The sequence below is a fragment of the Cytophagaceae bacterium ABcell3 genome (assembly GCA_030913385.1).
In the GTDB taxonomy this organism is placed as follows: Bacteria; Bacteroidota; Bacteroidia; order Cytophagales; family Cytophagaceae; genus ABcell3.
Genome location: CP133159.1, coordinates 591,089 through 610,365 on the forward strand (window position 1 = coordinate 591,089; position 19,277 = coordinate 610,365).

17 protein-coding genes are annotated in these 19,277 nt (G+C 39.4%); 10 read left to right on the plus strand and 7 right to left on the minus strand.

Annotated elements, in window-relative coordinates:
* Positions 1-2: 2 nt before the first annotated feature.
* Positions 3-485 (minus strand): hypothetical protein, encoded by a 483-nt coding sequence (locus tag RCC89_02505; GenBank protein ID WMJ72047.1) that lies wholly within the window; start codon positions 483-485, stop codon positions 3-5.
* The gene (locus tag RCC89_02510) at positions 475-1,008 is read right to left on the minus strand and encodes an archaeosortase/exosortase family protein (GenBank protein WMJ72048.1); all 534 of its coding nucleotides are present in this window, start codon (positions 1,006-1,008) and stop codon (positions 475-477) included. Before RCC89_02510 ends, RCC89_02505 begins: the two co-directional genes overlap by 11 nt.
* Positions 1,009-1,135: 127 nt before the next feature.
* Between RCC89_02510 and RCC89_02515 the strand changes: the two genes are divergently transcribed.
* The 4 genes from RCC89_02515 (at position 1,136) to RCC89_02530 (ending at position 5,358) form a co-directional block, all read left to right on the plus strand.
* Positions 1,136-1,507, plus strand: a complete 372-nt coding sequence (locus tag RCC89_02515; protein ID WMJ72049.1) for a hypothetical protein — start codon at positions 1,136-1,138, stop codon at positions 1,505-1,507.
* Positions 1,508-1,554: 47 nt separating this feature from the next.
* Complete coding sequence (locus RCC89_02520) at positions 1,555-2,478, plus strand: hypothetical protein (protein ID WMJ72050.1); 924 nt, start codon at positions 1,555-1,557, stop codon at positions 2,476-2,478.
* A 20-nt stretch (positions 2,479-2,498) separates the two neighbouring features.
* Positions 2,499-2,891: a hypothetical protein gene (locus RCC89_02525; protein WMJ72051.1), complete on the plus strand. Its 393-nt coding sequence runs from the start codon at positions 2,499-2,501 to the stop codon at positions 2,889-2,891.
* A 415-nt stretch (positions 2,892-3,306) separates the two neighbouring features.
* Positions 3,307-5,358 (plus strand): OmpA family protein, encoded by a 2,052-nt coding sequence (locus tag RCC89_02530; GenBank protein WMJ72052.1) that lies wholly within the window; start codon positions 3,307-3,309, stop codon positions 5,356-5,358.
* Positions 5,359-5,724: 366 nt separating this feature from the next.
* Here the strand turns inward: RCC89_02530 and RCC89_02535 are convergent, their stop codons facing one another.
* A complete protein-coding gene (locus RCC89_02535) occupies positions 5,725-6,129 on the minus strand; it encodes a hypothetical protein (GenBank protein ID WMJ72053.1) in 405 nt (134 codons plus the stop codon).
* A 293-nt stretch (positions 6,130-6,422) separates the two neighbouring features.
* On the opposite strand from RCC89_02535, the gene RCC89_02540 reads away from it, so the two are divergent.
* Positions 6,423-7,190, plus strand: coding sequence for a DUF3050 domain-containing protein (locus RCC89_02540; protein WMJ72054.1), 768 nt, complete (start codon positions 6,423-6,425; stop codon positions 7,188-7,190).
* A gap of 51 nt (positions 7,191-7,241) precedes the next feature.
* Here the strand turns inward: RCC89_02540 and RCC89_02545 are convergent, their stop codons facing one another.
* Positions 7,242-8,627, minus strand: coding sequence for an MBL fold metallo-hydrolase (locus tag RCC89_02545; GenBank protein WMJ72055.1), 1,386 nt, complete (start codon positions 8,625-8,627; stop codon positions 7,242-7,244).
* Positions 8,628-8,995: 368 nt separating this feature from the next.
* On the opposite strand from RCC89_02545, the gene RCC89_02550 reads away from it, so the two are divergent.
* Genes RCC89_02550 through RCC89_02560 form a run of 3 tightly spaced genes read left to right on the plus strand, consistent with a single transcriptional unit; the run spans position 8,996 to position 14,572 of the window.
* Positions 8,996-10,114, plus strand: a complete 1,119-nt coding sequence (locus tag RCC89_02550; GenBank protein WMJ72056.1) for an efflux RND transporter periplasmic adaptor subunit — start codon at positions 8,996-8,998, stop codon at positions 10,112-10,114.
* Positions 10,111-13,260: an efflux RND transporter permease subunit gene (locus tag RCC89_02555; GenBank protein WMJ72057.1), complete on the plus strand. Its 3,150-nt coding sequence runs from the start codon at positions 10,111-10,113 to the stop codon at positions 13,258-13,260. The genes RCC89_02550 and RCC89_02555 overlap by 4 nt, the downstream gene beginning before the upstream one ends.
* A complete protein-coding gene (locus RCC89_02560) occupies positions 13,247-14,572 on the plus strand; it encodes a TolC family protein (GenBank protein ID WMJ72058.1) in 1,326 nt (441 codons plus the stop codon). The genes RCC89_02555 and RCC89_02560 overlap by 14 nt, the downstream gene beginning before the upstream one ends.
* 44 nt (positions 14,573-14,616) lie before the next feature.
* On the opposite strand, the gene RCC89_02565 is transcribed toward RCC89_02560, so the two are convergent.
* Complete coding sequence (locus RCC89_02565) at positions 14,617-15,537, minus strand: transposase (protein ID WMJ72059.1); 921 nt, start codon at positions 15,535-15,537, stop codon at positions 14,617-14,619.
* Positions 15,538-15,568: 31 nt separating this feature from the next.
* On the minus strand, positions 15,569-15,955 hold the full coding sequence (locus tag RCC89_02570; protein ID WMJ72060.1) for a hypothetical protein: 387 nt from the start codon (positions 15,953-15,955) through the stop codon (positions 15,569-15,571).
* A 142-nt stretch (positions 15,956-16,097) separates the two neighbouring features.
* On the opposite strand from RCC89_02570, the gene RCC89_02575 reads away from it, so the two are divergent.
* Together RCC89_02575 and RCC89_02580 are read left to right on the plus strand one after the other, a co-directional pair.
* Positions 16,098-16,310, plus strand: a complete 213-nt coding sequence (locus RCC89_02575) for a hypothetical protein (protein WMJ72061.1) — start codon at positions 16,098-16,100, stop codon at positions 16,308-16,310.
* A gap of 381 nt (positions 16,311-16,691) precedes the next feature.
* Positions 16,692-17,762 (plus strand): hypothetical protein, encoded by a 1,071-nt coding sequence (locus tag RCC89_02580; protein WMJ72062.1) that lies wholly within the window; start codon positions 16,692-16,694, stop codon positions 17,760-17,762.
* 24 nt (positions 17,763-17,786) lie between these two features.
* Here RCC89_02580 and RCC89_02585 read toward each other — a convergent pair whose 3' ends face one another.
* Positions 17,787-19,187, minus strand: coding sequence for an MBL fold metallo-hydrolase (locus RCC89_02585; GenBank protein WMJ72063.1), 1,401 nt, complete (start codon positions 19,185-19,187; stop codon positions 17,787-17,789).
* Positions 19,188-19,277 lie beyond the last annotated feature (90 nt).

Here is a 19,277-nt window from a genome sequence, read left to right on the forward strand (position 1 = left end):
CATTATGGAGTTTGAGAATTCTTGTCTGGGGCACTTGCGGTCTTGTAGTTTTCCATGTTCTTGAACAAGTAATAAGAAGGCAGGAAAAACAGAAGCAATACCGGTGAGTCTAGTAGCTTCATAAATGCAAATGATAAAGGTTCAATGAAATCTGCTGTAGCTGGGATTAGCTTTCTGGAGATATAAAAAGGAATGGCGGCAACAAAAATAATGAGATCCAAGGCCATATATTGCCTTAGCAACGCTTTTTTACTCGTGAACACCCTTACAATCAGACCATGAACAAAAGCCCTGTGCAGTATATATAAACATATGAACATTGCAGGCATTTTGGCTATAAGCGGCTCATCTATAATTGATAGGTATTGTACCCTTAGGTGTTCGTATTGGCTTATGAGGCTATCTTTGTTCAGGTCTAAAATGGACTGCCATATGTAAAGTAAAACACATGCTAAAATGCGTTGATTGAATATTTTACGCAGCATGGCTTTGGATTTGTTTTCTTGCCCACCAGAGCCAAATCAAAAGTGTACATCCATATACCACAAAATTAAATGTATACTTATGGTTAAAGTCAAAGGAAGACTCAAAGAAATAATAGTTTATTACTAAAAACTGTACCCTTATGACATTGATTAAATGAATAAATAATATTCCTGCAGGTAAGAACCAAAGCTTCGATTTGATAGCTCCGGGAAATGCAATAACAAAGCAGGCAAATAGCCCGAAAAACTCCATGCCATTACAACTGCTTCCAATATATAATACCTTATGGCTGTTTAACGATAAGAACCGATTGGCATATTCAACCTCATGGCCAGAAAGTGAAAACAGAAAACCGCTGGTAAGGCCAAGGATTTCACATAGACCTGCTGATATTGCACTACTTATAAACCAGGTTCTATACAAAAACTCCCATACTAGGTAAAGAGCAACAACGGATCCAAGAAAAACTAGAGCTCTGTTCTCTTTAAAGCTTAGATATTGGTTTCTTATAACAGATAGCATAACATATTAAGGTTCAGGGAGTGTTTATAAAGTTATATATTATTTTTTAGAAAAATGATCTAAAGCATAAAATAAATGTACGCAAGTCATTTTTTTTATTTTTTCCGTGGTTTATCTTTGTAATACTTTGAGAAGAACAGTCTCCATATTGCTCCTATTAACGCTTTTGCTGAACTTGGTCAGCAAGCTAACCATCTTGGTCAACTATCAGATTAAGCAGGAAGCAATCGCATCAAACTTCTGTGAAAATATTTCTGTAGAGGTTTTTGATTGCAACGGTCGCTGCTATTTGTCAAAGTCATTGAAGAAAACCGAAAGCCATTCTAGTGAAAGCTTGCCTGAGGTACTTAAAGAAATTAAAGAAGTAATTTCTTATGACGAAACTTCCTATCCTTTTGACTCCAGGAGCAATAAAGATGCACTAGAAAACTACTCCTCATGGTTTTCCCACTATAAGTACTTGTTTGCCTCTTCGTGTTTTCACCCGCCACAAGTCTAAAATAGTTGCTCTTTTAAACTATTTAAGGAAATCTAAAGCATTTTAGTATGCGCAAAATAATCTTAGGGTTATTAATGGTTCTGCTATTCTCAGAATCATTGATAGCACAATGCGATATGTGCGGCGGTGCAGGCGGGGGAAGCTATTTTGGAATATTACCTCAGTTCAGAAAGAATTTTGTTGGCCTTAGGTATCAAAACAGTTCATTTTCTACCCAGCATTTACCGCCCTTGCTGAGCAATGAACCTCCTACATTTAGTCAGGAGACATTTAACTCTATAGAACTTTGGGGGCGGTTTTACCCACACCCAAGGGTTCAGGTGTTTGCCTTTCTGCCATACCATGTAATGTCGCAACGGCTACCTGCTGGACAAGCCCATCGTCAGGGGCTTGGCGATGCAATGGTCTTGGCTAACTATGTATTGTTTGACACAGGAGATAGTTCCAAGACTGATTGGAAGCAAACGGTTCTTGTTGGTGGAGGGGTTAAACTTCCAACAGGATCTTGGCACCGTGAAGCGCAGTCTAACGATGCTATGTTAACACCTAACCTTCGTCCAGGAAGCGGAAGCACAGATTTTTTGGCCAACATGATCTATACCATCAGGTACAAACAAGCAGGTGTTAATATGGATATGGTCTATAGGTATAACACATCCAACCCTGACCGGTATAAGTTTGGCAATAGGCTTACAACAAGTGCCAGGTTTTTTAAGTGGTTTGAGACCTGCGACATTTCTTTGTTGCCTCATGCTGGTATGACCTATGATTATGCAGCAATGGACCATACAGGTGTATACACTAATCCGATTAGTGGCGGTCAATTGCTTTCTGCTACACTTGGCCTAGATTTATATTTCCAAAGGTGGTCTGGGGGCATTTCTTATACGAAACCTCTGGCTCAGAACCTTGCTGGTGGTAAAATTACTGCCGATGCAAGTATTAATACACACTTAATATTTATGTTTTAGTCCTATTAACTTTCAATACAATGAAAAATTTAGTTAAATCCTTAGTTTTAGTTTCTGTGTTATCCGTTTTCGCATCTTGTAACAAGGAAGACAAGAATGAACACAAGCCAGAAATCAGTATTACTTCACCTGAAGAAGGTAAAATGTACCATGGTGAAAAAGTGCATATTAAGGCAAAGCTTACCCATAAATCTGATGATATTCATGAGTATGCGGTGGAACTAAAAAAAGTCGATAGTGACGAGGTGGTGCTTAAAATTAATAAGCATATCCATGCACAGCCTGTTATTATTGATACTTTCTGGGTCAATACCAACCAAGGCCACACGGATCTAAAATTGACCGTTTCTGGTTCTGACCACTCACATAATATCACTACTAAAACTGTTAATTTTTCTTCCCATATAGAGTAATTGACGCTATAAAGGTTAGGTTTTCTGTTTGCTAACCTTTTGCTACTTTCCCAAAGAGGCATAATGGCATCTGCTATGTATGCCTTTTTTAGCTTATGAGGATTAGGGTGCTTCCTTAAGTTTGAAATATCCAATAGAGCTTTTTATTACATAGCAAAACTTCTTCAAATCAGCCTCTTTGTTCACAGTTACTTTTGTTTTGCCCTCATGTTTAAACCTATTGCATATTCAGGTTAAAATTATCTTTGGCATTGCGTCGTTATACGGTTTATACATCACACCTTTCTAAATATACTAAATCTGTAAAATTCAACCGGTATTAGAGAAATTATAGAAACTATACATTCCAAATTTCGTAAAACAGTTTAGCGTAAATGTTAATATTGCCCCAACTATAGAATCTTCTGAAAAAGCTATGCCTAAATTTTTGAGAACCATCCTATTGGTATTACCTTTTTGCTTCTTAGCCAGTGCTGGCTATGGACAAGCAAACGATCTCGTCGAAGTAGCCGACGAAATGTATAGGTTTGGTAACGTAAAAGACGCTTTGGAGGTCTATAAAGAAGCGCTTAATGCGGAGCCTCACCACCCTAGGGCAAACTTTATGGTCGGTGTTTGTTATCTTGAGTCTATTAATAAAGAAAAATCTCTTACTTACTTTTTAAAAGCCCAAGAGCTTGATGCTGAAATAGCGGATAATATTATGTACCTCATTGGTAGGGCTTATCATTTGGGCTATAAATTTGATAAAGCCATTGAGGCTTATACAGCTTATCAGGAAGAAATAACCCAAGGGCGTTTAACAGAAGTATATAGGCCGGAACAAAAACAAGAAGAGCTGGAGCAGGTTGAATTGCGCATTAAAGAATGTATAAATGCCAAAAATTTAGTAAAGAGTCCTGTAGAAATTGATATTGAAAACTTAGGTAGTGTAATTAACACAGAATACCCTGAGTATGGGCCAGTAATAACACCAGATGAGCAGCACCTTTTTTTCACCTCGAAAAGACGTGGTAGTACCGGTGAGAATAAAGATGTGGACAATGAGTATTTTGAAGATATTTATTATAGTAAACGAGAAGAGGGAGGTTGGTCAGAGCCACAAAATATGGGTTTCCCTATTAATACGGACTTGCATGAGTCTGCTGCAGGTATTTCTGCAGATGGAAAGACCATTTTTCTTTATGTAGACAATGACACGTATAAGGGTGATTTATTTGTAAGTACAAAAAACAGGAAAGGGAAATGGAGCCACCCGAGACCTTTGTCGGACTTAATTAATACACAAAAGTCTATAGAAAATTCTGTCACTATTTCTCAAGACGGTAAAGTACTTTTCTTTTCCAGTAACAAAAGTGGTGGAGTTGGAGGTTTTGATTTATATTTGACAAAAAAAATGAGGGACGGTCAATGGGGCGAGCCTGAAAACCTAGGACATGTTGTCAATACACCTTTTGACGAAGAAAGCCCGTTTTTGCACTCCGATGGAAAAACATTATACTTTAGTTCTAAGGGACATGAAGGAATGGGAGGATTTGACATATTTAAAACTGTTTACGACAGCACTACGGAGCAATGGTCCAAGCCTGAAAATATTGGCTATCCTATAAATTCTCCTGATGATGATTTGCACTTTACTTTGTCTGGAGATGGCACTTATGGCTATTACTCTTCAGTAAAAAAAGAAGGCTATGGGGATATGGATATTTATAAAATAAAGCTTCCTGGATATGTCGAACCAGAATCAGGTACGGAGGAAGAACCTGTTTTGGTTAAGAAGGATGCGCCTGATACCGCTGAAACGGCTTTAGATATAAATAAAAAAAGCGTTAAGCTAGAACTTTACGTGAATGGTGGGGGTGATAGCCTTGATGCAAATATAGAAATTGAGGATATTGAAACAGGAGAAATCGTTTATAATGGAACTGCAAAGGAAGGGCAATTGCAGGAAACCATAGCTGTTAACGCTACTACTCTTAATATCACAGCAGAACGAGAAGGTTACATTTTTAAATCTTTTAAAGTGAAGGTTCCTGAGAACGCCCCTGACGACTTTAAGATTAGTACTAATATAAGCTTGGATAAAGTTGAAAAAGGAGCGAGGATGGTTTTGAACAATATTTACTTTGATTTTAACAGGGCATCTTTACAAAAAGAGTCAGAAAGTGAGCTCAATAAGCTTTTAAGGATTGTAAAAAATAACCCAAGAATTAAGATCGAGATACAAGGACATACAGATAGCAAAGGAACTGCAGAATATAACCTCGACCTTTCCCAAAGAAGGGCAGAAGGTGTTGTAAAGTGGCTGGTTGACAAAGGTGTGCCTAGTGATAGGCTTATAGCCAAAGGTTATGGTTTGTCTAGGCCTCTTGTGTCTAATGATGATGAGGAAGAAGGTCGTGAGCTTAACAGGAGAACCGAGTTTTTAATTCTTGATGATGACTTTTCTTCCGTAAGTGAACAGTAGCATTAGAAACTGCATGTTTCAATATGTTTTTTTAATAAAACAGGAGCAGCGATATAGTCTATTGCTGCTCCTGTTATTTGAGCCTTTTTTATAATACGACTAATGCGAGAATGTGTAAGTTGCCGCATTAGAATGATTAAGCTGTAATATCTGTAATAGTTTGCCATGCCTTGCGCTACATAAGAACACCTCCACTAACTTAGCTTTTCTAGGGAGTAAAAATTAAAAGATTAGCAAGAACTTTAAGGGTTTGCTTTTGAGGGTGGCTTCGGGCTTGGAGTAGGTTGATTTTGACCAAAGTGAAGAAAAAAAGCCTGACCTACATGGTCAGGCCAATGGTGCTTGTTGTCGAACAACTGTTTATTCTTACTTTTTAAAGGCTAATACGCTTAAGGAACAATTTTCTAAATTTTCATAGGCATATTTAATATAATATACACCTGTTGCTTTACAATCGTAAAATATTGCAGGGTTGAATGTATCGTTCTTTTTATCATAGTTTGTGGCTACTTCTTTTCTATTAGAATCAAGGAGTGTAATGGTTATTCTTTGCTGTGCACCTTCATTATTACAGACCTTTATCATATAATTGGTGTTTTTGCTTAACACATAGGAATACTCCAGAACACTTTCTGTACTTTCAATTTTATGTGTTTTGAGGAAGGTATATCCGTCTGATAATTCCGCAATACAATCTTCTGCTTCGCATTGTGCCGAAGCTTGCTCTGCGCCCATTAAAAGTAAGGTTGCCAGTAGTATATATTTCTTCATATTGTTTAATTTAATGTTTGTTAATAGGTTACCTTTTCAGGTCTATTGACCTTGGCAAAAAATGTTTCATATAACAGAACACTTTAAATGTTTTACGGAATTATTGCACTTTGGTATACAAATTTTGGAAAACTAAGGCACATTACCGGTGCGACTCGACAAAACTAGTACCTTATGATCATCCTGTATTGGTTTGATTTTTTTTGCAGCGTTTTCTGATAATTTTAAAGATTGAAACTATAATTGATTAGATTTGTTAAAATAGTCCTATTCTGAACCTTATTGATTAACTCATGAACAATATCGAACATGTTAGGTTAGAAATTTCTCCCTTGAGAGATAAGCTACTAAGTCATCCAGTTTACAAGGCAATTAAAACACCTGATGACTTAAAAGTTTTTCTTCAACACCATATTTTTGCTGTATGGGATTTTATGTCGCTATTGAAAGCTTTGCAGAAGGATTTAACATGTGTTTCTGTTCCATGGGTACCACAGGGAAATCCTGTTGCCCGGAGGTTGATCAATGAAATTGTAATGGGAGAAGAGGCTGATGAAGATGAGCATGGTGTTCCTATGAGCCACTATGAGTTATATCTGGCAGCCATGTCAAAATGTGGAGCTGACACAGCTCAGGTTGAAAGTTTAATCACGCAGATCAAAGCTGGGCGAAGGGTACAAGTAGCTGTTGACAATTTAGATATACCTGATTCGGTGAAGCGTTTTGTTTTGTATACTTTTGAAGTTATTGAAACGGGGGAGCTTCACAAAATAGCTGCCGCATTTACCTATGGTCGCGAAGACCTTATTCCAGATATGTTTACCTCATTGGTCAATGACCTTAGCAAAAGCTTTCCTGACCAGTTGGATAAGCTTGTGTTTTATTTGGATAGGCATATTGAACTTGATCAAGATACGCATGGACCAATGGCCAATAAAATGATTGAGGAGCTATGTGGCAATGACGAACAAAAATGGAAGGACTGCATTGCTACCAGTAAAATGGCTTTACAGAAAAGGGTGGAGCTATGGGACGGTATTCTTAACGAAATAAGAAAATAAGTTTATTGGCTACAGCCACCAATATTAAGAGTTATTTGTGGCTGTGCTTTTTTACTCAGTAGTCACCCCCGCCTCTGAAATTGCCTTAAAGCCTTTTTTTATATTGAGTACATGTTCCCACCCGCTCCTTTTTAAAACGGAAGCTGCTATCATGGATCTGTAACCTCCGGCACAATGAATATATACTGGCTTTTCTTGAGGAATTTTCTGCTTAGCCTCCTCTTTTATATAATCTAACGGGACATTTACTGCACCTTTTACATGCCCTGAGTCATACTCTCCTGGCCTCCGGACATCTGCAACGTCAACATCCTGTTGCTTATACCTGCCTGCAAACTCCTCGGGGGAAACAGAGGTTATATTTTCCATGTTTTCCCCCGCCAGTTTCCAAGCATCTATACCTCCTTTTAAGAACCCTGCCACTTGGTCATATCCAATACGTGCTAGCCTAGTTATAGCGTCTTCTTCTTGGCCATTTTCGCAAACTAAAAGGATGGTTTGTCTAATATCTGTAATCAAGGTCCCTGCCCAAGGGGCAAAGTCTCCCTCTAGGCCAATGTTTAGAGCACTAGGGATATATCCATTTGCAAAGGTTTCAGGGCTTCTGGTATCTAAAACCGTGGCTCCTTTGGCGATTTCTTTTTCAAACTCATCAGGATTTAAAGGCTGTAGCGAGCGGGACTTTACTTTTTCAAAGCTTTCAATCTCTTCTCTGTTGAGTTTTGCATTTTCAGGAAAATACGATGGGGGAGGGAGAAGCCCTTTGGTTACTTCTTTTACAAAGTCAGCTTTGTTTAAATCCGCCCGAAATGCATAGTTTCCAACTTGTTGTTCGCCGATGGTAGAAACTGTTTCTTTGCTGATGTTTTTACCACATGCAGAGCCAGCTCCATGCCCGGGATAAACTAAAACATGTTCTGGTAAGGGCATCAGTTTTTCGTGTAGCGAATTATATAATAAGCTTGCAAGTTGCTCTTTCGTCATATTGGCCACATCTTGTGCTAGATCTGGCCTACCAACATCTCCTACAAATAAGGTATCTCCTGTAAAAACGGCCTGTTCCTTTCCAAACTTGTCTTTGAGTAAATAACAAACCGATTCTAAGGTATGGCCTGGTGTATGGAGAACCCTTAAAGTTGTTTCTCCCACCTGGAACTCTTCACAGTCTTCGGCTATGTGTGCATTGAACTTTGGGTTGGCATCAGTGCCATAGACTATTGTGGCTCCTGTTTCCCGTGCCAAGTCTAGGTGTCCAGATACAAAATCAGCATGGAAATGTGTTTCAAAAACATATTTGATTTTTACACCGTCTTTCTCGGCTCGGTCAAGATACGGCTTTATATCCCGAAGGGGATCTATGACAGCAGCCTCTTTCCCGGAAATTAGGTAATAGGCCATTTGCGATAAGCATTTGGTGTATATCTGTTCGACCTTCATATTTTCTATGGTTTAACCTGAAATATGCAATAGAACTTCCAAATCAGTCGCTTCGCTCACATTTGTGTCTTAATCATAACGCTGCTATGCTCTGCGATTCTAAAATGCGTCTTTTTGCTCCTCATGATTAAATGTTTCGCATGGTTCAGGTTTATGCAAAAATGTTTGGTGTAAATAATAACCAAAAAATCCCGTGTTGGTTTAAAATGGATTCGCTAGCAAAATTAATTGAGCATATTTTTATTTTTTTGAAGATGCTAATGTTGGGTTGACGGATATCTATAGGTTTAAAATACCTCAAATTCTCCATTTTCTTCAACAAATTTTGGTTTCATTGGTTAACAAATTTGTTAATGCCCCTCATTTTTATGAAACGCAAAATTTTAATCATAGCAGGTTTAGCTCTTTTTATAGTTGCCTTATTGTTTAGTATCATGTTGGCAAGAAGGGAAACAACACCAGATGTAACAACAGAAGATATTTCTGAGGCTGTTAGGGTACAAGAGGTAAACAACAGGAACATTCCTGCATTTGTTGATTTGAGTGGAAGGCTGGTTGCAGAAGAAAAAATAGATGTCTTTTCAGAAGTTGGCGGTGTATTACTGCCCACGGATCCTCCATTTCGACCCGGCAATCGTTTTAAAGAAGGGCAAACGCTTATCCGAATCAATGACGATGAGTTTAGGCAAAGCCTAATAGCTAGTAGAAGTGCCCTTTTGCAAAGTATTACCCAGGTTATGCCTGATTTGCGGCTCGATTTTAGTGAAAACTATGAAGCATGGCTTGCTTATTTAGAAAATTTTGATGTTAACCGTCCCGTGCCCCCTCTTCCAGAGCCAGCCTCTTCTCAAGAAAGATATTTTTTGACGGGTAGAAATGTAATGACCCAATACCATGAAATTCGGCAAATGGAGGTTCACCTCACAAAGTTTCGGATACGTGCTCCATTTACAGGTATAGTGACAGAGGCAGAAATTACAACTGGTACGCTCGTTATTCAAGGTCAGCGCTTGGGGCAGTTTATAAAGTCTGGGGTGTATGAATTAGAAGCTACTGTATCTACCATGGATTTACGTTATGTGAGTGAAGGAGATTCGGTTGAGCTTCGAAACAACTCGCTTGAAGGGCCTGTTTTTGGTCAAGTGGTAAGGGTAGGTGAGCAAATAGACCCTGCTACTCAGTCAGTAAATATTTACATACGAGTAGTAGATGAATCTTTGAGGGAAGGGATGTTCATGACTGGTAGGGTGCGGGCGCAGACATTTGAAAATGTTGAATCTTTGCCCAGAAATATTTTGATAGACGGTAACCAAGTCTTTGTTGTAGAAGATGGACGTGCTAGGCTAAGACCCTTGGACGTGGTGCATCAAACAGATACTGCGGCTGTTGTAAAAGGACTGGAAGATGGTGAGCTGATCATTCGTGAGCGGCGGACAGAAGCTTTTGAAGGTACGGATGTTGAACCTTTAAACCGATCTGCCGGATGAGAAGTGTTATTGCCTATTTCATAAAACATGTTGTGCTGGTAAAACTGCTCATCCTGATCATAACAATTTTCGGTGTTTTGGGGTTTAGCAGCCTTACCTATAGCCTTTTTCCAGAAGTTTCTCCTAACATTATTCTTATTGAAGCCTCTTGGTTGGGCGCATCACCGGAAGAAATGGAAGAAGGTGTCGTTATCAAGATTGAGGACAATTTGCGAGGTGTAACGGGTATAGACAGGGTCACATCGGTTTCTACAGAAAATTCAGCAGTAATTACTGTTGAACTAGAGTTCGGAGAAGATGCCAATGTCTTGCTCCAAGAAATCAATAATGAAATAGACAGAATTGCCACATTGCCCCCTGAGCTGGAAAGGCTGGTGGTTTATAAGCAAGAGGTGCTTAGCTTCACTTCCCGTTTTGCCTTGAGTGGCCCGGTCAGTTTAACTACCCTGAAAGAAACAGCCAGAGAAATAGAAGACGACCTGCTTATTTTTCCGGAAATTTCTCATGTAAGCCTAAGTGGCTTTCCTGAAGAAGAGATAGAAATAAGTGTCAGCGAGCAGGGTTTGCAAGCCTACGGGCTGTCGTTTGAAGAGGTAGCGAATGCTGTTGCTGCGGCTAATGTCGAAATTACCGGTGGAACGATTAAAACCCGAGACCGTGAAATACTGATAAGGGCAGATAACAAGAGCTACTATGCTGCTGGTTTTGAAGAAATACCTGTCAGGTCTACCCCTCAAGGAATTGTTCGCCTAAAAGATGTTGCGCAGATTAGGGACATTTGGGCCGATGACCCTGAAAGGGCTTTTATGAACGGAACCCCTTCTGTTATTATCGAGGTAGAAACTACCAATGACGAAAACATACTAGAAGCCGCTGATTTTGTTAATAGTTATATCGAATCTTTTAATGAAGACAATGATATTATAACAGCAACTTTAATAGATGATGGCTCCAGCACTTTGCTTGACCGCTTAGAAATGCTACAACAAGATGGTATTATAGGTGCCATTTTGGTGCTTATTTTTTTGGGGCTTTTCCTAAACCTAAGGGTGGCCTTTTGGGTGGCATTGAGCATTCCTGTTTCGTTTCTGGGGATGTTCGCACTCGGTGCCGTTTTTGGTATGTCTATAAACCTGCTTTCGCTCTTCGGAATGATTATGGTAATAGGTATTCTCGTAGATGATGGCGTAGTAGTTGGGGAAAACATTTATCAACATTTTGAAGATGGTAAGCCTGCTTATAGAGCGGCCTTGGATGGGGCAATGGAGGTTATGCCTTCTATTACCTCAGGCATTGCCACTACCGCTGTCGGTTTTGGCTTTTTTTTCTTCGTAGAAGGCATCACTGGAGAGTATATTTCTGACCTTTCTTTTGTGGTTATAGCGTCTTTGTTTATGTCGCTTGCAGAGGTTTTTTTACTGCTCCCTTCACGTTTGGCGCACAGTAAGGCACTACACGCCAATCAGCGTAAACCTAACCGGTTTATTGCCTATACCTCTAACTTAATGGTAAAGCTAAGGGAGAAAATTTATATGCCGATTTTGAAGTTTTTTATGGCCCATCAATTTTTCGGCACACTTATCGTTTTTTCAGCTTTTGTCATAACTTTTGGTGCCGTTAGTGGGGGTATAATTAGGACTTCTTTTTTCCCAGATATTGAAATGGATCGTATAACGGCCACCTTGGAAATGCCAGCAGGTACACGGGAAACAATTACAGACTCTGTGCTGGTACACATAGAACAAGCTGCACGTGAAGCCAACCAGGAAATGTCTGCCGGAAGACCAGATGGTGAAGACATAATTCAGTCTTTCGAAAGGCAGATTGGGCCTTCAGCCGCCGAAGGTACATTGACGCTCACACTATTGGATCCAGAGAAGAGGGACATTAGTGTAACGGCCATTTCTAGTGCTGTTCGAGAGCGTGCGGGTGAAATACATGGCGTCGAACAATTGAGCTTTGAAACAGGAATCCCATTTGGCAAACCTGTTGGCATTTCCTTGTCTTCGAGAGATATTGATGAGCTTCGTCTGGCAAGGGACGCACTGAGGGAGACTTTAGAAGGAATGCCCCAACTGTCTGATGTTGTCGATGATGAGATGAGAGGGCAGCCAGAGATTCATATACGCCTGCGAAATGAGGCGCACTTGTTAGGTCTTGCGCTCCAAGATGTTACCAGTCAAGTTAGGAGCGGTTTTTTTGGAAGGGAAGTTCAGCGATTGCAAAGGGGGCAGGATGAGGTTATTGTTTGGGTTAGATATGATGAAACAGGCCGCACCTCTATAGGTGAACTGGAAAGGATGCGTATTAGAACGGCAGATGGGGGTGAATTCCCACTCAGGGAGGTTGCTATGCTTGAAGAGCGTGAAGGGCTTACATCCATAAATCACCGCGACGGGAGAAGGGCTATAACAGTGGAAGCAGATGTTGTGCATAGGGGAGTATCTGTACCTGAAGTTAATGATAGGGTATCCAATCAAATTTTGCCTGAGATAAAAGCAAGGTATCCCGGAATTGACTATAGTATGGAGGGACAGTCTAGAGAGTTTGGGAGGACCTTAGACTCTATTGTTGTTGTTCTGCCAGCGGTGGTTATTCTTATGGCAGCGATTTTGGTGTTTACCTTTAGGTCATTTGGACAAACTTTTGCTCTTGTGTTTATTACCCCTTTCTCTTTTATAGGTGCTGCATGGGGGCACTGGGTGCATGGAATCCCCTTTAGCTTATTCTCTGGTTTGGGCGTAATTGCCTTAATAGGTATAATGCTTAATGATGGGCTGGTATTTATAAATAATTATAATGCAAGACTTAAAGAAGGAGGTAATTTGCTTAAAGCCCTTATTCAAACAGGCAAAGATAGGTTCAGGCCCATTTTTCTCACTACCATTACCACTGTAGCTGGATTGACTCCTTTAATTATGAACCCAAGTTTACAAGCGCAGTTCCTTAACCCCATGGCTGTTTCTGTAGCCTATGGACTGTTAGTTGGTTCTTTTCTCACACTTACCATGCTCCCTGTTCTGATTATCTTGATCTGCAAGCTTAGAAGTGGCTGGCACTGGATTGTCACTGGGCAAAAAGAAAAACCAGAAAACTTGGAGCCTGCTATTAAAGAAATCAAAAATAGATTTGATGATGAGAAATAAGATTTTTTTAGTGATATTATTTCTAAGTATCGTTTCGCAATATGTGTCGCATGCCGAAGAAAACGATTCTTTAAGTCTAGAGCAAGCTGTTGCCATTGCGCTGCATAATAACTATAATATTTTGATTGCCAGAAATGAAGCAGAAATCTCCCGAAATAATGCACATCCCGGTAATGCTGGCTTGCTTCCTGCTATTTCATTAAGTGGGGGATATAACCTTGCGGTGGAGGATACGGAAATTGAGTTTCTTGGCGACATACCACCGGTAGATCAACGCGGTGTAAGAACGGATACTTACAATGGCTCTATAGGCTTGAACTATCTGCTTTTTGACGGACTGGGAAACTTTAGGAATTTTCAACGCCTTAGGCTTCTTGGCGAGTCTGGTAAGGTTCAATCTGTTATGGAAATAGAAAACACGATTTTACAGGTCGTTTCTCAGTTTCTTGAAGCTGCTCGACTGCAGGCAGTTTATCGTGCCGATCAAATGGCGCTTGATATTTCCTCTGAAAGATATGAGCGGGTCCGTACTTCTTATGAATTTGGAGGAGCCAATAGACTGGATGTTTTAAACGCAGAGGTCGATTTAAGTACAGACAGTGTTAATACTGCTGTTTCAAGAATAAATTATAGAACCGCTATACGAAACTTTAATGTACTTCTAGGTTATCCAGCCAACCGTAACACAGATATCCGAGGACAGGTGTCAATAGCAAAGAATTTGGATGAAGAAGAGCTTATGGACCACACGATGCGGAGAAACAGTGCTTTGCGTATGGCTGACCAAAACCTTATGGTAACTGAAGCAGATGCAAGAATCGCTCAAGCGGGAAGATGGCCAAGAATTGAACTGAACACCTCTTATGGCATTAATAGAACTGAGGCAGAAGCGGGTTTCTTGTTGTTCCAGCAAACCATAGGCTTTAATGGAGGTATCAATGCCTCATTTAATTTGTTTAACGGTAGACAACAGGCAATTCAGCAACAGAACGCTCAAGTGAATTTGGAAAATGCACGAAAAAATAGAGAACTGGTGCGTTTGCAAACAGCGGCAGAATTATCGAATGCATGGGATCAATATATAAATGGATTGCAGTTGCTCGATTTGGAGGAACGTAACTTGGAAATTGCAAGAATAAACTTTGAAGTAACGGAGGAACAGTTTCGGCTGGGTCAGGTTACGGGTACCCAGTTTCGAGAAGCACAGCTTAATTTAATACGTGCAGAAACTAGAATCTCCGAAACTAGGTTCCAGGCAAAACAGGCAGAAACGGAGTTGCTCCGGCTGGCAGGATTGCTAGAGACGGAATAACTGCTTTTTAAAATTTTATAGGGTCACCGTATTTTTCTGGGGATTTAAGCAAAAAGCTTAGAGAGCCTGAACAAGAAAAACCTGGTATCTACAACGCCTCTTAAGTTTGCCCTGAAGAGCTTTATTTTTGAATTAAAAGATTCCGCATTTGCATTGGTAGATCTATTGTCAAAGAAGTTTAGAATATTGCTCATATGGTTGCTTACTGTATTTGCTACCGTTAAAAATTCTTTAATTTCCATCTCATGAGTTTTATTGATCCATTCATTAAACTTTTTTTCAGCGGAAATTTTTGTGTTGCTTTCATATATTAGCCTAAACTCAAGAACATGGTCATAAGCTTTTTTGAGGTCTGGATAATTTTCAAAAGCTATGTTGGCTCTCTGCTCTTGGCTTTGAGTCCAATCAGCTTTCTTTTTGGCAAAGACATACCTGCAGCGGGCCAAAAGTTGCTTTGGGGTGTCCCCATTGGGCAATAAGGGTGCTTTATACCTAACGCCATTCTTTTTGGCAGCTTCGATAGCCTTGTTTTCCATATCCAGTTCAACCCATCTTTGATTGACCCTTATATGTTGTAGAGCCTCCAGGGCCAGCCTTACTACATGAAAGCGGTCTGTAACCAAATTTGCCATGGGGAAACATGTTCTTGCGGATGACTCCATGTTTTTTGCCATGTCAAGGGTTACTTCCTTTACTTTATTCCTTTGTTCCAGAGGGATTTTCTCCAGAACTTGTATGATATTTGCCGACAATGTGCCTTTTACAGAAGCTACCAAAGAGCCTCTTTTGCCTCTCCCGTTTTTATTGGTAATAAAAGTGTACAACTCTCCTTTTGACAGTGCAACTTCGTCTATACTGAGATGCTCTCCGATATTGTCCGGAAAGACCAAATAGTCTTCTGCATGCTCTTTTTGTTCCCACTGCTTAAACCCACTGCTTTTCTTCTTATAGTGCCTCCTCAACAAATCCCCTTTGACCTCATAATAGCTGCCAATGTTACCAATGGTATCTTCGCGGGTCTCGACCTGTACCTTTTAAAAAATCTGAAAGCTCTTGAGTGATTTTAGAGCCTTCAGCTACAAATGAATAGTCATTGTAAACTATTTTGTTCTTGCATGTTTTATGCCTCCACCTTCGTCGCTTAAATTCAAGATAAACGGCTTTTCCCCTTATAGGGAAATCTTGCACAATTTTAGGTTCATAAAAACCTTTAGACTCGTACTCTTCAGGATTATGTTTTCCTAATAGCCGGTTCTGCTCAATGAGGTTGATTTTATAAAAGGATCTTTTGCTGTTCAGGTCACATAGCTCTATTACAGCTTCTATTTCAAAAAAATCTAGTATGCCTTCCGGCAAAAAAGGGGCAATAATATTTTCTTTCATCTTGCCTTAAAATTAACAAATCAAACCAAAACTCCCCAACTTTTACGTGTGAGCCATTTTATATAAACAAAAGCTGGGTGGGCCTGTTTTATATTAAAATAGCCTACACAAATTATTTTTAACAAAAAAAACAGGTAGTTGTATGAAAACCAAAGCATTAAAAAAGAAAAAAGGAGCAACTTTTTGGAAAAGCCTATCCCCAAGGACAAAATGGGAGTTGTTTAAGGCAAACACAGGCGTATTGTCTCGTGCAGCTTTCAGAAACATTAAAAAGAAACCTCAAACGTTAGCACTTGCAGGGACTGTTGTTGCAGGTGCGATCGCAGGAACAGTTCTTTTAACTAAGAAAAAATAATTTTTTTAAAAGGCCTAGGCCTTCCTTATACTAATGGAAGCATAGGCTTTTTCTATTTTCCCCATACTTTTATGAGCATCGCCATTTTCATATTATCGCCCCATGGACTCGTTTGAACTCCAAAAACAACTCAATAGTCTTAAAATATTTTAAAGTTTTAATTGCTTTAATCCGCCCATTTTATTAGCTTACAAAATGTTTGGGCCAATTTGCTGGTTATCAATGGTTCGCTAAGATGAATCGTGGTAAAGACCAAACGATTTATCTGTAAAAGTTGACTTTTACGTGGTAAAAAAATGATTTTTTAGCACAAATAAAGAGCATTAATCCCCTAAGCATTGGCTAATAATATTTTTTCCATTTTTTTAAATTTTGACCTCTATGCATTTATTATCACAAGACTATGACAATAATTTTTTTGATCAAGAAGGAAAACTTCATGGAGCCCATACAAAAAGCCGGTATAATAAGCTGGAGTATGTCCATCATTATGAGAATGGGAAATTGACAGAAGTTGTTAATTATCAACTGGTGCTGGAGGATGAATCTCCCTTGAAGGGTATCTTTAAAAATGGGCAGCCTTATGAAGGTTATTTTGTGAGAGAGGGCGGTGAAGTTGAGCTTGGTATAACAGACTATTATGAAAAGGGTAAACTTGTATCTCAATACTCTATACCTATTACCGAGCTGGGTTTAAACAATAACTTATTGACGGAAAAAACCATTTTTAAGAATGAGAGAATTTATGAAGGCCCTGCATATAAGGAGCTTCGACTCAAAGATGGAAATATTTTAGTGGTTGCAGAGCATTATTCTGAAGGAAAGGTGGATAGCGTGACACTCCTTTATGGTGGGGTTGATTATGCAGAAGTTCTTCAGGTTTCTTTTGAAAACGACGGCTATTCATTAACCCCTATTACTTTTCAAGAAAATAATGTAACTTCAGCAAGCCTGCATGTTAAATTTATAGATTCAAACTGCGGTACCTTATCCTTAGTAAGCAATGGAACGCCCATAGTTCTTTTGAATTTTGTGTCTGGCCCATTGACCAGAAATATCCATGCAAAAGATGGGTTAGTGTGCTACTTTATTAAGGACAATTGCATTTTTTACCAAAATATTGAGACTCAAGTTGTTCCTGATGAGAACAGTCTTAACGATCAGAGCTTCCTGTTTTCCGTTATAGATAATTTATTAACTGATATTATTCAGCCAATTTCACGAATTGAGAAAATGGATCATACGCATTTCTTTACTTTTAAGAATATTGCGGCTGGTTTTTTGCATTTTAAAGATGGTGAGCCGTTTGAGGGTACATTAATAAAACCTTCCAAAAATTCAGGAACTTTTACCCTTACACCTTACCACAATGGGCAAAAAGCAGACTCTTCTATGGATCAGACACTCCAGCAGATAAAAGACTTACTTCGTGAAATATATGGAGGAGATTAAAAGTGGCTGTTATAGAAGCCACTTTTAGTCCAATGTAAAAGACTGGCCTTTTTCAGGAATTACCACTTGCTCATACCCTTCTTTCACAAGTGCATTTTTAAAAGCAAAAAGGCCTTCAGCTTCTCCGTGAACAAGAAAAACCTTCTTAAGTTTTGATGCGTCTTGTTGTTTGACAAAATCCATTAAGTCATTGCGGTCGCCATGTCCACTAAAGATATCGGTGTGAAAGACATTTGCTGCAACAGGTATTTCCCTCCCATTAACTTTTAGGCTATTGTTGTTTCTCAATTGATGTCCTGGAGTTCCTTCTGCACAGTATCCAACAAACATGATGCTGCAGTATGGGTTGTTTATGTTTTTCTGAACATGTGTGTTCATTCTTCCCCCTGTGAGCATGCCGGAAGATGCTATGATAATACAGGGTTGGCGGTAGTCAGAAATAGCTCGGCTTTCTTTGTTGGTAGAGGTGTATACCAAATTGTCAAAGTCAAACAAGGTGCTGTTTTTGGCATTAAAATCTCTGGCACTTTCATTTAGCCAGGAAACATGTTGTTGGTACACCATTGTGCTTTGTTCTGCCATAGGGCTGTCTGCAAATACTTTTATAGAGGGAAATTTGCATTCAGTAGCCAAACGGTGGAGCGTATACAACAAAGACTGTGTCCGACCGACACTAAAAGCAGGAATAATTAAACGACCTGCTTTGTCAACACATGTTTCAACTATAATTTTTTCTAAGACTTCCTCTGGCACACCTTCATTAATATGTACGCGACCTCCATAAGTAGATTCGCTTACTAGGTAATCTACGGGAGGCAATGTGGCGGGATTTGGCAACAGCGGATAGTTTTTTCGCCCTATATCTCCAGAAAAGCCAATGGATGTTTCTTTGCCATCTTCTATAGATTTTACTACCACAAATGCTGCCCCTAGAAGATGCCCAGCCGGAATTAAAGTTATACTGGCGCCTTCTTTAATTGGGAACTCTCTGTTAAACTCAATACTGACAAATCGGTCCATAGCCGTTTCGACATCCCTTTCAAAATAGGTGTCTTGCGGGACAAATTCTTTTAATTTTTTCTTTTTGGGGTTCCATTTTTTTCGAACCTGTTGCTTTCTCAACCCAGAGGCATCATGCAATAAAATCTCTGAAAGAGCTGCCGTTGGGGTTGTGCAAAGCACCTGGCCATTATAACCTTCTTTGTATAAAAGCGGAATTTTTCCTGAATGGTCTATATGGGCATGGGTCAATACGACAAGGTCTATGGAAGATGGGTCAAACGGAAACAACTCCTGCTCTTCTCCAAACCTGCTTTTTGCCATGTCTGTACCACAATCAATCAGTACTTTATACCCATCGGAAAGTTCTAGCAAGAACATACTCCCTGTTACTTGCATAGCCCCTCCATAGAACGTCAGTTTCATAAGCGTAAAAATTTCTCTATAAAAAAAGAACAGGAAGTTAGATAAAAATATTCCTGTTCTTTAAATAAAAAACCTATGTAGAATGTTTTT